The organism is Bacillus zhangzhouensis (assembly GCF_000715205.1).
In the GTDB taxonomy this organism is placed as follows: domain Bacteria; phylum Bacillota; class Bacilli; order Bacillales; family Bacillaceae; genus Bacillus; species Bacillus zhangzhouensis.
This window is the reverse complement of the sequence record NZ_JOTP01000003.1, coordinates 237,765-251,826: the sequence shown is the minus strand read 5'-3', so window position 1 is coordinate 251,826 and position 14,062 is coordinate 237,765. Positions and strand designations below refer to the sequence as shown.

Genomic DNA, 14,062 nt, shown 5'->3' with positions numbered 1-14,062 from the left:
AATCATTACAAAATCAAAACAACTGCATGGGCTTCGCTACTGCCGGTTGAGGGGAAAACAGAATGTGAGTGAGCAAGTTCTTCTCACCGCTGCGTGTCAGAACATGAAGAAGATTGCCACACACCTAGCGAAGCTAGGCTAGGTGTGTGGGAGGCCTTTTTCATTAAATCTCATCCATCATGATGCCGCTGAAAATAAAAAAGATTGTAGAAAAACGTGAGTTTCTCTACAATCTGACCCCTCGATAAAGAGGGGTTTTTCTTATGACGATGTCACACGTTCCGTTTCTTTGACCAACTGTTTCATTCGTTCGCGGTCACGTTCTAAAATAGGCTTCAAGTATAGACCTGTGTAAGAAGCTTTTTCTTTTGCAATGTGCTCAGGTGTTCCAGAGGCAATAATCGTTCCGCCGCCTGCACCGCCTTCTGGCCCTAGATCAACGAGGTAATCAGCGGCCTTGATAATATCAAGGTTGTGCTCAATGACCAAAACCGTATCCCCATTTTCGACCAAACGCTGAAGCACTTTTAATAAACGGGCAATATCATCCACATGAAGACCAGTTGTAGGCTCGTCTAAAATATAAAGAGACCTTCCGTTTGAACGGCGGTGAAGCTCAGATGCCAATTTCACACGCTGCGCCTCTCCCCCAGACAATGTTGTCGCAGGCTGTCCAAGGGTAATATACCCTAGCCCAACATCAAAGATCGTTTGAAGTTTACGCTTAATTTTCGGGATATTCTCGAAAAATTGAAGTGCGTCCTCCACAGTCATTTCAAGAACATCGGCAATATTTTTCCCTTTGTACGTGACCTCTAGTGTCTCGCGGTTATAACGTTTCCCATGACACACTTCACAAGGTACATACACATCAGGTAAAAAGTGCATTTCAATTTTTATGATTCCATCTCCACGACACGCCTCACAGCGGCCGCCTTTGACGTTAAAGCTGAATCTACCTTTTTTATAGCCACGGACCTTTGCTTCATTGGTTTGTGCAAAGACATCCCGCACGTCATCAAATACACCGGTATACGTGGCAGGGTTGGATCTCGGCGTACGGCCAATTGGAGATTGATCAATATCAATGACCTTATCTAAATGATCCATTCCTTTGATTTCTTTGTGCTGTCCTGGCTTCGCCTTCGCTCGATGCAGTTTTTGCGCAAGTGATTTCAATAGAATTTCATTCACAAGCGTACTTTTCCCTGAGCCAGACACACCCGTCACAGCTGTAAAGACGCCTAAAGGGAACTTCGCATTGACGTTTTTCAGGTTGTTTTCTTTTGCACCTTTAATTTCGATGTAGCGGCCGTCAGGCTTTCTTCTTTCAATTGGAAGCGGGATAAATTTATCACCAGATAAATATTGGCCTGTCAAAGATTTCGGGTCCTTCATGACTTCTTCTGGCGTTCCAGCCGAAATCACTTCTCCTCCATGAACGCCTGCTCCCGGTCCAATATCAATCAAATAATCAGCGGCAAGCATTGTATCTTCATCATGCTCCACGACAATCAGCGTGTTCCCGATGTCACGCATGTTTTTCAAAGTCCCTATCAAACGGTCATTATCCCGTTGATGCAGACCAATAGATGGTTCATCTAATATATAAAGAACCCCCGTCAGTCTTGATCCGATTTGAGTCGCGAGACGAATCCGCTGCGCCTCACCGCCTGATAGTGTTCCAGCTGATCGGCTTAATGTCAGATAATCTAAACCTACATTATTTAAGAAGGACAAACGTTCTTTGATTTCACGTAAAATGAGCTGAGCAATCTGCAAATCTTTCTCAGATAACTCGATTTTTTCATAGAGATCAAGTGCATCAGAGACAGACAAATCGGTAATTTCTCCGATGTGCTGGCCATTGATGAGAACCGCAAGCGTTTCTTTTTTCAAACGATACCCTTTACATGTCGGACAAGGTTGATTGGCCATATATTTTTCCATTTGCTCACGGATATAATCAGAGCTTGTTTCTTTATAACGTCGTTCAATGTTACGAAGGACACCTTCAAACTCAATTTCATTTTCACGTACCTGACCAAAATCATTTTCATATTTAAAATAAATCAACTCAGAGCCGCTGCCATATAAAATTTTATCGAATAAATGCGACGGTATATCTTTGACTGGAATGTCCATGTCGATTCCATAGTGTGTGCATACAGCCTCAAGAAGCTGCGGATAGTATTGTGAGCTCTGCGGCTCCCATGGTGCTATGGCATGCTGACGTAAAGTCAATTCCTTATTAGGAATCACAAGCTCAGGGTCGACTTCTAGTTTAGAACCGAGTCCGTCACAGCTCGGACAGGCACCGAAAGGACTGTTAAACGAGAACATTCTCGGCTCAAGTTCACCAATAGAGAACCCGCAGTGCGGACAAGCATGATGTTCACTAAATAACAGCTCTTCTTGTCCAATCACATCAATCATGACCCGGCCTTCACCTAGACGAAGTGCCGATTCAAGGGAATCAGACAGCCTAGCTGCTACGCCTTCCTTCACCACAATCCGGTCAATTACGACTTCAATGGAATGCTTTTTATTCTTTTCGAGCTCGATATCTTCTGAAAGGTCTTCCATCTCTCCATCGACTCTCACTCGAACATAGCCCTGCTTCCGAATTTGATCAAGTACTTTGACATGTGTTCCTTTGCGGCCAGATACGACCGGCGCAAGCACTTGCAATTTCGTTCTTTCTGGATATTCTAAAATGCGATCTGTCATTTGCTCAATCGTTTGTGATGTAATTTCAATCCCGTGTATAGGACAAATAGGTTTTCCGACTCTAGCATATAATAGACGTAAGTAATCATAGATTTCAGTGACAGTTCCAACCGTTGATCTAGGGTTCCGGCTTGTTGTTTTTTGGTCAATACTAATCGCCGGAGAAAGACCTTCAATGGCATCTACATCTGGTTTATCCATTTGCCCGAGAAACTGGCGCGCATATGCTGAAAGAGATTCAACGTACCGGCGCTGACCTTCTGCATAAATGGTATCAAAGGCAAGCGACGATTTTCCTGAACCAGATAGCCCCGTAATGACCACTAGCTGGTCACGCGGGATATTCACATCAATATTTTTAAGGTTGTGGGCTCTAGCACCTTTCACCTCTATTCGTTCCATAGCCATCAGGCAATCATCCTTCCGCTTTTAGCTCTAGCAATAGATCTCTTAATTCTGCTGCTTTTTCAAAATCAAGCGCTTTTGCTGCATCTTTCATTTCCATCTCGACTTTTTCGATCACTTTTTCTCGTTCTTTTTTGCTCATTTTCGACAGCTTTGGAGCTGCTTTTGTTTCATATTCTTCCGATTCCTCATGTATCTTCGTTGCCTTAATGACATCTCTGATTTTCTTATGAATCGTTTGTGGGGTAATTTCAAATTTCTCGTTATATGCTTCTTGCTGTTCTCGTCTTCGCTTCGTTTCTTGAATCGCAATGTCCATTGATTTCGTCATTTTGTCTGCATACATAATGACCCGGCCTTCTGCATTTCTCGCTGCACGGCCAATCGTCTGGATGAGGGATCTTTCAGAGCGTAAAAAGCCTTCTTTATCCGCATCTAAAATAGTCACGAGCGACACCTCTGGAATATCCAGCCCTTCACGAAGAAGGTTGATTCCAACGAGTACATCATATTTACCGAGGCGTAAATCACGGATAATCTCAATCCGCTCAAGGGTCTTAATTTCTGAATGCAGATAATTGACCTTGATCCCAATTTCTTTTAGATAATCTGTGAGATCCTCAGACATTTTCTTCGTCAAAGTAGTCACAAGCACACGCTCATTTTTCTCAACTCTTGCATGAATTTCTCCGATTAAATCATCGATTTGTCCTTCAATCGGACGGACTTCAATGATCGGATCCAGTAAACCAGTTGGGCGGATGATTTGTTCCACGACCTCTGGCGTTTTCTCAAGCTCGTACGGCCCTGGCGTTGCAGATACATGCACGATATGATTGATATGCTTTTCAAACTCATCAAAGGTGAGCGGTCTATTATCAAGTGCTGATAGCAGACGGAATCCGTGATCAACCAACACTTGTTTTCTTGCTTGGTCTCCGTTGTACATTGCTCGGATTTGCGGAATCGTCACGTGTGACTCATCGACAACAATCATAAAATCATCCGGGAAATAATCAAGCAGTGTGTAGGGTGTTGAACCAGGAGGGCGCAAGGTCAGATGTCTTGAATAGTTCTCGATTCCTGAACAAAAGCCCATCTCCCTCATCATCTCAAGGTCATATCTTGTCCGCTGCTCAAGGCGCTGTGCTTCAAGCAACTTTCCGTTTTCACGAAGCTTTTCGAGCTGCTCTTCAAGCTCTTGCTCAATATTGATAATTGCTTTTTCCATTTTTTCTTCTCTTGTGACGAAGTGAGATGCTGGGAAAATAGCAACATGATCACGATCACCAAGTATTTCTCCAGTCAGTGCATCCACTTCACGAATACGTTCAATTTCATCACCGAAAAACTCCACTCTGATACAATGCTCATCTCGTGAAGCAGGAAAAATTTCAACGACGTCGCCCCGTACTCGGAAAGTTCCGCGCTGAAAATCTATATCATTACGAGAATACTGAATATCCACCAGCTTACGAAGAAGCTGATTGCGTTCAATTTCCATTTCAGTGCGCAAAGACAGCACAAGCTCTCGGTATTCCTCTGGCGAACCTAAGCCATAAATACAGGATACACTAGCAATGATGATGACATCTCTCCGCTCAAATAACGAGGATGTGGCGGAGTGTCTCAACTTATCTATCTCATCATTGATGCTGGCGTCCTTTTCAATAAATGTATCGGTCTGAGGAACATATGCCTCAGGCTGGTAATAATCATAGTAACTCACAAAATATTCGACAGCATTATTCGGAAAGAATTCCTTAAACTCACTATATAACTGACCGGCAAGTGTCTTGTTATGCGCAATGACAAGTGTCGGCTTGTTCACTTCGTTGATCAGGTTTGATACAGTGAAGGTCTTTCCCGTACCTGTAGCACCTAACAGCGTTTGATGCTGTTTCCCCTGATGGATCCCCTCAACAAGCTTTTCAATCGCCTTCGGCTGATCTCCTTGGGGCTGATAGTTAGAAACTAATTCAAAGCGGTCACTCACATCAAAGCCTCCGTTTCGTTACGAAATCTATCTAATGAATATATTATCATAAAAGAACACAAAAATACGAACTAAAGTTCGTGTCTCACTTGATTTTTATTTCCAATACAGTCATACCCTCTCTCCCATGGCAAATAACCCTTCTAAGAAACCTTCCTTTCAGTATGGAACATTTTGGAGCGAGATATTCGATGAGCAGAAAAACATCACAAAAAAGAAAGCTGCGCTCACTAGAAATCGTAAGCACAGCTCCTGTTTTAAAAACGTCACCTTTCGGCCTATCACGATCACATCAATGATGTTTTTCAGCCTTCTCTCTTTTTTCGATTTCTTTCTTAGCCATAAACAATGCCCCAGCTACTAAAGAAATAATATCTAATCCTACGATAAAGTAGGTTTCTGTATAGCCTTTCATGTACGAGGCAAATAAAAGCGCTGCTGTTAATGCAATGCCCACGTAATGATTATAAGTCACCTTTGAAAATAAAATAACGAGCAGGAAAGGAAAAACAAGTGCAAATATGGCTTTTGTAATCACAAAAACCCTCCCTCTTCATGGTCTACTCCCTTGATTATAGTAAAGATTGGCATATTGAACAATTCACAGTTTTCGATTTCACCTTTTTTTCTTCACGTTTGGTGACTTTTGTTATAGATACAGAAGAAAATTAGTGAGAACGTCCCCTTTATAAAGATAGGTCTTTACGTCTTTGACAGTAACATCCAATAAATCCTATGATTAAAATGATAGTGCGCACTATCATTTTGAAAAATAGAGAGACAAACAAACCATTGGCTATTTGGATAAGGGGGCATTCCCATGTATTCAGTATTATTTCATGCGGCTGAAGAATCCGCATCACTCGCAGGGGCAAAAGGCGTGAATTTGATCAAATTAAACAATCACGGCTTGCCAGTCCCAGATGGATTTATTATTAAAACCAACAGCTTTGCAAGCTTTCTTTCATATCACAATCTGCATTCAACTGAACAAAACCTTGCACAAAAAATCAAAAAAGCTTCGTTTCCTTCACAAATGGAAGCAGAGTTACTTTCATCCTTTCAATCATTGCTGAAGGCATATCCCTCAGTTGCTGTTCGATCCTCTTCTGTTGCTGAAGATCTCGAAGGTGCCTCATTTGCAGGACAGTACGAGACCTATTTAAATATCAAGACAAATGAAGAATTTTTGCAGGCTGTCAAAGAATGCTGGTCTTCTTATTTTGCAGCAAGAGTCACAGAATATAAGGAAGAGATGGATGAAAACGAGGAAGAGATGCCGCTCATGGCTGTCGTCGTTCAAGGATTGATCCATTCTGATGTCTCTGGTGTCATCTTTAGTGAAAATCCGGTATCAGGAAAAACAAACGAAGTCATGATAACAGCAAGCTACGGATTAGGAGAAGCCATCGTCTCCGGTCTCGTGACACCTGACACATTTATTGTAGACAAAGAGACGTTTTCTATTGAAAAATCACTGGGAACAAAAGAACTGCAAATTGTTCCTTACCAAGAGGGCGTCATTGAACAGCCTGTATCCGAGGAAATGGCTGGCCAATTTTGCCTGCATGATGATCAATTGGTACAAATCATGCAAATCACCAAACAAGTAGAAGCACTTTATGGACATGGAGTAGATATCGAATTCGGAATATCAAATGGTACTTTTTATTTGCTTCAAGCAAGACCGATTACCGCTTCACTACCAAAAACAGCAAATGAAGCAGCAGGTGCTTCTTTTCAAATTCAGCCAGAAGAGCTGCAGGATTTCTGGATTTCAATGGACGATCATATGCCAGGCCCAACGAGTCCTCTTTTCTCAAGCTTAATCATACCTGCTTTAAAAAGCGGGATGAAGAAAAATGGAGAAAAGTATCAAGTACCTGATCTCAACATCAAAGATATCAAGCTTTATAGAGGTCACCTGTATTCTGCACCGTCTATGCCTGAAGCGGGAACAGAAACTGCACAAGTTTTTGATGAGAGCATATTTGAGTTATTTCCCAATTTAAGTGAACGTATGTATGAAATTCTAGAGCAAAATTTCTTTCCATTTTACGAAAAACTTGATCGTCAAATAAACGAACCTATGACCATTGAAGAAGCAATCATCGGCTTCGAAGAATTAAAGGCTTTTTATATACAAGCGTACGAGGATCATTTTGATATCGTCATACCACAAGTCATTCTATCTGCTATGATTGAAGACATGCTTGTAACGTATACCGGTGATCAAAAACAAGTCGTCTTGTTACATGAGATGATGATAGGCGTCATGAACAAATCTCTTGAAACAGACCAGAAGCTATCTCATCTAGCAAAGGATGTCCTTCAGGATGAAGAACTTCTTCATACATTTACAAACCATGAAGCGAATCCAGAACTATTATATGCACTTAATCACACGGATAAAGGAAAACATTTCATTTCGAAAATGGAGGAATTTCTCCAAATCTATGGCTGGCGATCTGTTAAAAGTCATGACTTTACGGAAGAGGCATGGGTGGAAAACCCTGAGTTTATCTTAGATATCCTCAGAAATAACATTCAGAACCAATGTGTTTTTGATGAAGAATTTGCACAAGCAGTGATCAAAAGACGTGAGACTTATGAGCAATTTATGAGTGAAGTGAAAGATGAAGTGTTTAAAGCAAAATTTGAGAAACTTTATCATTTTGCGCTCCAGGCAGCCAATATCCGAGATGATCATCACTTCTACATTGATGCCATGTTAGATGCAAAAGCTAGACTATATCTATTAAAAATTGGTGAACTCCTTGCACAAAAAGGAGCCATTCCTCATCAAGAAGATCTGTGGTATCTCTACGATGAAGAAGTGCACAAAGCGCTCACAACGTCTATCACATACGATTCGGTCATACAGCAGAGAAAAATTGAAATGAAAGAAAATGAAGCCATTCAACCACCAGCTTATACAGGTACTCCATCTGAGGCTGAATTGCAGCAAGTAGAAAGAATGCTCGGTTCATTAAGAGAAAATGAAAACAACACAGACGATGTGATCCATGGAATTGGAGCTTCAAGCGGCATTGTTTCCGGAAGAGTAAGAGTCATTACATGCGCTGATGAATTTTCACAATTTCAAAAGGATGACATTTTAGTTTGCAAAACAACCACACCTTTATGGACGAGCTTATTTAGAGACGCAAAAGCAGTGATCACCGATTCTGGAGGCATTTTGTCACATTCCGCTATTATCGCTAGAGAGTATATGATGCCTGCTGTTCTAGGTACAAGAATAGCCACTGAAAAACTCCAAACGGGTGACCTTGTGACAGTAGATGGTGCGAATGGACGTATTCAGTTATTAAAGCAACATTCAAGGGCATAACCCTATCATTTGGGATCATATTGGCGGTCATGGATTTTATCGGTATACTTACTTTGTTGCAAACACATTCATAACCTGAGGTGAGTATGCTTGTTAAAATCAACCAATCAACGAATCATTCGCGCAACGATGGATTTATTGTCTGAAAAGGGCTATCAAAAAACAACAACAAAAGAAATTGCGACAAAAGCGAATGTGAGTGAAGCGACAATTTTCCGTAACTTTAAAAACAAACGTGGCGTCATTGCTGCCATTATGAAAATGAAATCAACACCAACAAAAACCCTAGAAGCAGAATTCAAAGGAGATTTATACACTGATTTAAAATTTCTGGGCACCTATTTCCTTGAAGATTTGACTTCAAAAAAAGAATTTATCTATATTAGCATGAGAGAACCCACTATGTTTAAGGATTTAACAGATCATGAAACACTTTATCCTCAAGAACTGAGGGAAATGCTGATACAATATTTCAAAACGATGGGCGCTCAGCATCATGTATTAAAAGGATATGAAGAAATCTATGCAGACATTTTCATTAGTACGTATTTCGGTTTTTTCATTCAACAGCTAGAGCAAGACTTACAACTCGTTTTAACACAGAAAGAAGACTTTATTGAGACATGCACACACATTTTCATGAGAGGAATTTCTCCCGCTTAAAGGGTGAAATTCTTCTTTTTTACAAAAGGTGGTATACACATTGAGGTTAAAAAAAGAGAGCTTGATCATCTATTCTTTGTTACTTGGAGCTATATTAGTTCCGGTCAATTCAACCATGATCGCAGTCGCACTATCATCCATATCAACTTATTATGAACAATCCATTTCAAACATTACTTGGGTAGTCACGATTTACCTTATTGTCATGGCGGTCACTCAGCCTATCGCTGGTAAGCTAGGAGATATATACGGCCATCGCAACATGTATTTAGTCGGTGTGATGCTCTTTTTGATTGGCTCGATTGGATGTGCTTTTGCACCTAATCTTGCTTTTCTTATCACCTTTCGATCAATCCAAGCAGCCGGGGGAGCTATTTTAACACCGAACAGCATTGCATTGATTCGTGCAACGGTATCACCTGAAAAACTGTCTAAAACAATGGGGTATTTTGGTTTTGGAGCAGGTATTGGTGCTGCACTTGGGCCTTTTATTGGCTCGATTCTCATTCAGAGCTTTGATTGGCATTCTATTTTCTTAGTAAATATCCCATTTTTGTTCCTCACACTTGTCACAGGCGTTTTACTCATTCCCAAAATAAAGCATACACGCTTACAAGCAAGTGTAGACATCATCGGTTCATTGTACTTAACCATCGGGATTGCCACACTCATTCTGTGCACAAAAAGCCAAGTGTTAAATGAATACTTAGTCTATGGGATTCTAGCATTGATCGTGATTCCTTTATTCTTCAAACATATACGGAAAGTAAAGAATCCGATCATCGTTTTGTCACTATTTAAAAACAGTGCTTTTACAAACGCCAACCTTTCTATCATGCTAAGCAATTTTGTCATGTACGCCATCCTTCTCATTATGCCGCTATTTATGGAACAACAACTTGCACTTTCTCATACACAAAGCGGTATTATTCTTTCTGTCTTTTCACTTTGTATGTCTATAAGTGGCTTGCTCGGGGCAAAGCTCCATCCGATAAAAGGCGCAAAAAAAATGATTCGATTTTCATTTCTCTGCCTTACTTTATCAGGCATCATGCTTATCACATTAAACAGTTACCCAAGTTTACCACTGCTCATTATCACATTAGTCGCAGGTGGAATTTCATCAGGAATTGGTATGACCAGTATGCAGATGGCTTCTTTAACATCCGTTGATCAAAACTTATCTGGTTCGGCATCTGGTATCTTCTCTACCTTTCGATATTTTGGCAGTATCATATCGTCTACATTGATTGGTATTTTGAGTGGTTTTCAAGCCCTATTTATTGTATTAATGGGCGCAGGTATCCTTGGTTTCCTTTTATCTCAACGCATAAAAACAAAATCCACCTCTCCATCATCGGGACATTCTGCCTAATGACTCCCTTCGCTCTATGTTCATTTAGGGCGGGGGAGTTTTGATTATTTGTATCACTGTAACCTATAAACATCACGATAATCAAACCGTGAAAATCGTCTTTTATAGATAGAAAAATGTCATAAGATGAGACGAAAAAGGAATTTTAGCTGAAAGTTGTCCCACTTCCCAATCTAAAAGCTTTTTTTCATATCTTCCAGCAATGATAACTTCGATTTTTTTTCACAATTTTTGTGGTATGCTTTTTGAAAATAGAGGACGCAAAGGAGCGGAAAGATGGAACGTGTGAAATATTATTTGATCTGTTTGTCAGCTCTACTGTTTTTCCTGTCGGGATGCGGAAAAGACCAGCAATTTACGCCACCTGGCAGCACGCAATCGGTTGCTGTGATATCTCAATTAAAAAAAGCCTCCTTTTCAATTGTTGATTTACAAAAGAATAAAATTGTCTCTTCCGTTGATTTAAAACATCCACTCACTGATCTCATTCAAATCAACAAAGACATCATCATTGCGACAAGTAAAGAAGGACAATCCCTGATAGAAATCAATTTAAAAAAGGGGACAGCAGCAGATTATATGGACGTGAATAAAGGGCTGACTTCACTTACATATGATGCAGCTTCTCACACTTTACTTGTAGCGGATTCAAAGAAGAATGTCGTTTATTTTATTGATACACAGAGCAAAAAAATAAAAGCAACTGTGAAGACCGGAAAGTCACCCTCTTCTATGACGCTTTCTTCTTCAGGAACTTTGTTTGTTTTAAATACAGAAAGTCATACAGTTTCAGTCATAGATATTGAAAAAGGAAAAAACACACGTACGATTTCTGTACTAGAACGGCCTTCTGGCATTCATTTTGATGGACATTCCATTTGGATTGGCGGACACGGTAAACCTGGCACCTTAAATAAAAGCATTTTTGCTTACGACCCTAAAACAGGTAAAAAACAGCGCGAAATCAAACTAGGTGTCATGCCAGTTGCATTTTTCTCAGAGAAAGATTCTTCTACTTTATATGTACTATGTCATGGAGACCATACGCTATACAAAGTAGATACAGAGACGAATCAGCAGCTTGCTTCTATTGAAACCGGTCAAAATCCGAATTATATCACCGCCGATACCGAATCAATATATGTGAGTAACTTAGATGACAATTCAGTATCAGTCATCGATAAACATACATTCATGATGAAAAAACGACTGAATGTCCCATCAGGGCCCTATGCTATCGTGTTGGAGGAAAAGAAATGAAAGAACAGATGCATATTTTAATAGTAGATGATGAGTTAGATATGCTTGAGTTAATCGGCTCCTTTTTGCAAAAACAAGGCTTTCATATTATCACTGCAAACAGTGGCATGGATGCCTTACATCAGCTTGAAAGGGAACCCGTTGACCTTGTTGTATTGGATATCATGATGCCTGATATGGATGGATTCGAAGTCTGCCAGCGTATTCGACAAACATCCCAAATCCCCATTTTATTTTTAACAGCTAGAAGCTATGAGGAGGATCGAATTAGAGGACTTGAAATTGGAGCGGATGACTACATCATGAAGCCTTTCAGTCTGCGTGAGCTTGCAGCAAGAATTGAAACGACCTTAAGAAGAATTAGGGGTCTTTCGCTAAAGCGCAGCCGAATGCAGATCGGCGACCTGGAGATTGATCAAGATGGCAGACAAGTCTACCTCCATCAAGAGCCCATTAATTTAACTAGAAGAGAATTTGATTTACTCATGTTTCTTCTTCTTAATCAGGGCCAAGTTTTTTCCCGTGAACAGCTCTATCAAAAATTGTGGGAAACACACTCGACCAGTGGTTCTTTAAGAACAGTCGATACACATATTAAAACACTACGACTGAAATTAAAGGGAGCTGAACGGCATATTAAAACCGTTTGGGGTGTCGGCTATAAGTTTGAGGAGGAGGAATGAAGCCGTTATCCATTAAAAAGAAAGTACTCTTCTTAATCCTTGCAGTTACCGGAATTGTTGCAGCCTCAGCTCTCGCACTTACCTATTACTTATACCAGCACTTATATATTGATAAACAAATTGATTCCTTAAGTTTACAAGGAAAGAAGCTAGCAGAAATCTATCACAAACACGGTAAAGACACGTATTTTACCGATAGAATCAAATGGGCAAATGACTCAAGTGAGGCGAACATTATTTTCACAGATGACCCAATGGAGCTTTCAAGTGGTATCCCTTTTGATACGAACACAAATGATAACCTCATCACGTTCAAGGAACGCCAAAAGCTTCTTCAAGGGGAAACCGTCGTGTTAATTAGAGAACATCCACAGTTTCACCAAGATATTCTCGGTATCGCCATCCCTGTTTTCTCAAACAAAGATGACCTATCGGGGACAATTTTTCTCTCGATGCCCTTATCCGATGTTTATGAACCGTTTGTCCAAATCAGATTGACACTTGGCGTATCCATTTTATTTATTCTTCTGCTGATTTTCTTTATCGGATATAAAAGTTCCAATAAAGTCGTGCGGACGATTAATAAAATGAAAGAAATTGCAATGGAAATGGAATCTGGTGATTTTTCAAAACGCATGGCTGTCACTAAAAAAGGGGATGAGTTAAATCAGCTTAGCCGTTCCTTTAATAAACTCTCTTCTACCCTTGAAAAGGTTGAACAGCACCGCAGAGAATTTCTTGCTAATGTCTCTCACGAACTTAGGACTCCTTTAAGTTATATGAAAGGATATGCAGAAGGAATTGAAGAGGGTGTCATTGATCAAAAAAAAGGAATGCAAATCATCCAAGATGAAGCCACACGTTTAAGCCGGCTTGTTCACGATCTTTTAGACCTTGCGCAGTTAGAGGGGGATTCTTATCCTCTAACAACAGAGCCAATCGTATTTGCACAGCTTATCCATGATGTTCTTGATCAAATGGCATTCATCGCTAATCAAAAGGGCATTTCTCTCAAACGGACACTTGAAGAGGATTGTATTGTTTATGGTGATAGCGATCGCCTACAACAAGTGGTTCGTAATTTACTGGACAATGCCATTCATTACACTCCATCTGGGAAGTCAATTTCGATTGAATTACATGTTCAGCAAAACACTGCTGAATTGAGAGTGACGGACGAAGGCAATGGCATTCCAAAAGAAGATCTTCCGCATGTTTCTGAGCGATTTTATCGAGTAAATAAGGCTCGCACGAGAAAGGATGGCGGCTCTGGGCTTGGACTAGCCATTGTCTATCAAATTATTAAAAAACATCATGGCACCTTTAATATTCAATCTAAGCCTGGACTCGGTACGACAGCCATCATTCAGCTACCAAATGCTTCATTCAATGAAAGCTTGCCTACTCAATAAAAAATTACAGATCTTGTCACACTCTCATTTGGAACCTTTCCTTTCTCTTATAGACCAGTATCAATAGCATATGTATACAACTTGAACAGCTCTTTTCAACAAGAGCTGTTTTTATTCCCCTAAAACATAAAGAATTGGTCTTTTTTTATTAACAATTTATTCATATTTGCTTGTTACACTTTTTTC

Annotated in this window: 10 protein-coding genes; 7 read left to right on the top strand and 3 right to left on the bottom strand. The window is 40.2% G+C overall.

Translation table 11 applies throughout. The features are described 5' to 3' along the window. Positions 1–142: transposase (locus tag BA70_RS19320; RefSeq protein ID WP_149865342.1), on the top strand; the 142-nt coding region annotated here is incomplete at its 5' end. Positions 143–261: 119 nt separating this feature from the next. Here the strand turns inward: BA70_RS19320 and uvrA are convergent. The 3 genes from uvrA to BA70_RS04450 all read right to left on the bottom strand — a co-directional run bounded on the left by uvrA (position 262) and on the right by BA70_RS04450 (position 5,669). After that, positions 262–3,138 (bottom strand): excinuclease ABC subunit UvrA, encoded by a 2,877-nt coding sequence (gene uvrA, locus BA70_RS04460; RefSeq protein ID WP_034318703.1) that lies wholly within the window; start codon positions 3,136–3,138, stop codon positions 262–264. A gap of 7 nt (positions 3,139–3,145) precedes the next feature. Beyond that, entirely contained in the window at positions 3,146–5,131 is a 1,986-nt protein-coding gene (gene uvrB / locus BA70_RS04455; RefSeq protein WP_034318701.1) for an excinuclease ABC subunit UvrB, read from the bottom strand. A 292-nt stretch (positions 5,132–5,423) separates the two neighbouring features. Next, positions 5,424–5,669: a CsbA family protein gene (locus BA70_RS04450; RefSeq protein ID WP_034318699.1), complete on the bottom strand. Its 246-nt coding sequence runs from the start codon at positions 5,667–5,669 to the stop codon at positions 5,424–5,426. Between the two features lie 282 nt (positions 5,670–5,951). Between BA70_RS04450 and BA70_RS04445 the strand changes: the two genes are divergently transcribed. From BA70_RS04445 to BA70_RS04420, 6 genes are all read left to right on the top strand, one after another. Next, a complete protein-coding gene (locus BA70_RS04445; RefSeq protein WP_034318697.1) occupies positions 5,952–8,483 on the top strand; it encodes a PEP/pyruvate-binding domain-containing protein in 2,532 nt (843 codons plus the stop codon). 90 nt (positions 8,484–8,573) lie between these two features. Then, positions 8,574–9,146 carry a TetR/AcrR family transcriptional regulator gene (locus BA70_RS04440; protein ID WP_034318695.1) on the top strand — a complete coding sequence of 191 codons (573 nt, stop codon included), beginning with the start codon at positions 8,574–8,576 and terminating at the stop codon, positions 9,144–9,146. A 40-nt stretch (positions 9,147–9,186) separates the two neighbouring features. Further along, the gene (locus tag BA70_RS04435; RefSeq protein ID WP_034318692.1) at positions 9,187–10,521 is read left to right on the top strand and encodes an MFS transporter; all 1,335 of its coding nucleotides are present in this window, start codon (positions 9,187–9,189) and stop codon (positions 10,519–10,521) included. Positions 10,522–10,797: 276 nt separating this feature from the next. Next, positions 10,798–11,781: a YncE family protein gene (locus BA70_RS04430; RefSeq protein WP_034318689.1), complete on the top strand. Its 984-nt coding sequence runs from the start codon at positions 10,798–10,800 to the stop codon at positions 11,779–11,781. After that, complete coding sequence (locus BA70_RS04425; protein WP_034318686.1) at positions 11,778–12,464, top strand: response regulator transcription factor; 687 nt, start codon at positions 11,778–11,780, stop codon at positions 12,462–12,464. The genes BA70_RS04430 and BA70_RS04425 overlap by 4 nt, the downstream gene beginning before the upstream one ends. After that, positions 12,461–13,876, top strand: coding sequence for a HAMP domain-containing sensor histidine kinase (locus tag BA70_RS04420; RefSeq protein ID WP_034318682.1), 1,416 nt, complete (start codon positions 12,461–12,463; stop codon positions 13,874–13,876). The genes BA70_RS04425 and BA70_RS04420 overlap by 4 nt, the downstream gene beginning before the upstream one ends. The last annotated feature ends 186 nt before the right edge of the window (positions 13,877–14,062 follow it).

Coding starts and splice junctions, on each gene's coding strand:
- uvrA (WP_034318703.1), bottom strand. CDS start 3,138: ATGGCTATGGAACGAATAGAGGTGAAAGGTGCTAGAGCCCACAACCTT.
- BA70_RS04445 (WP_034318697.1), top strand. CDS start 5,952: ATGTATTCAGTATTATTTCATGCGGCTGAAGAATCCGCATCACTCGCA.
- BA70_RS04430 (WP_034318689.1), top strand. CDS start 10,798: ATGGAACGTGTGAAATATTATTTGATCTGTTTGTCAGCTCTACTGTTT.
- BA70_RS04425 (WP_034318686.1), top strand. CDS start 11,778: ATGAAAGAACAGATGCATATTTTAATAGTAGATGATGAGTTAGATATG.
- BA70_RS04420 (WP_034318682.1), top strand. CDS start 12,461: ATGAAGCCGTTATCCATTAAAAAGAAAGTACTCTTCTTAATCCTTGCA.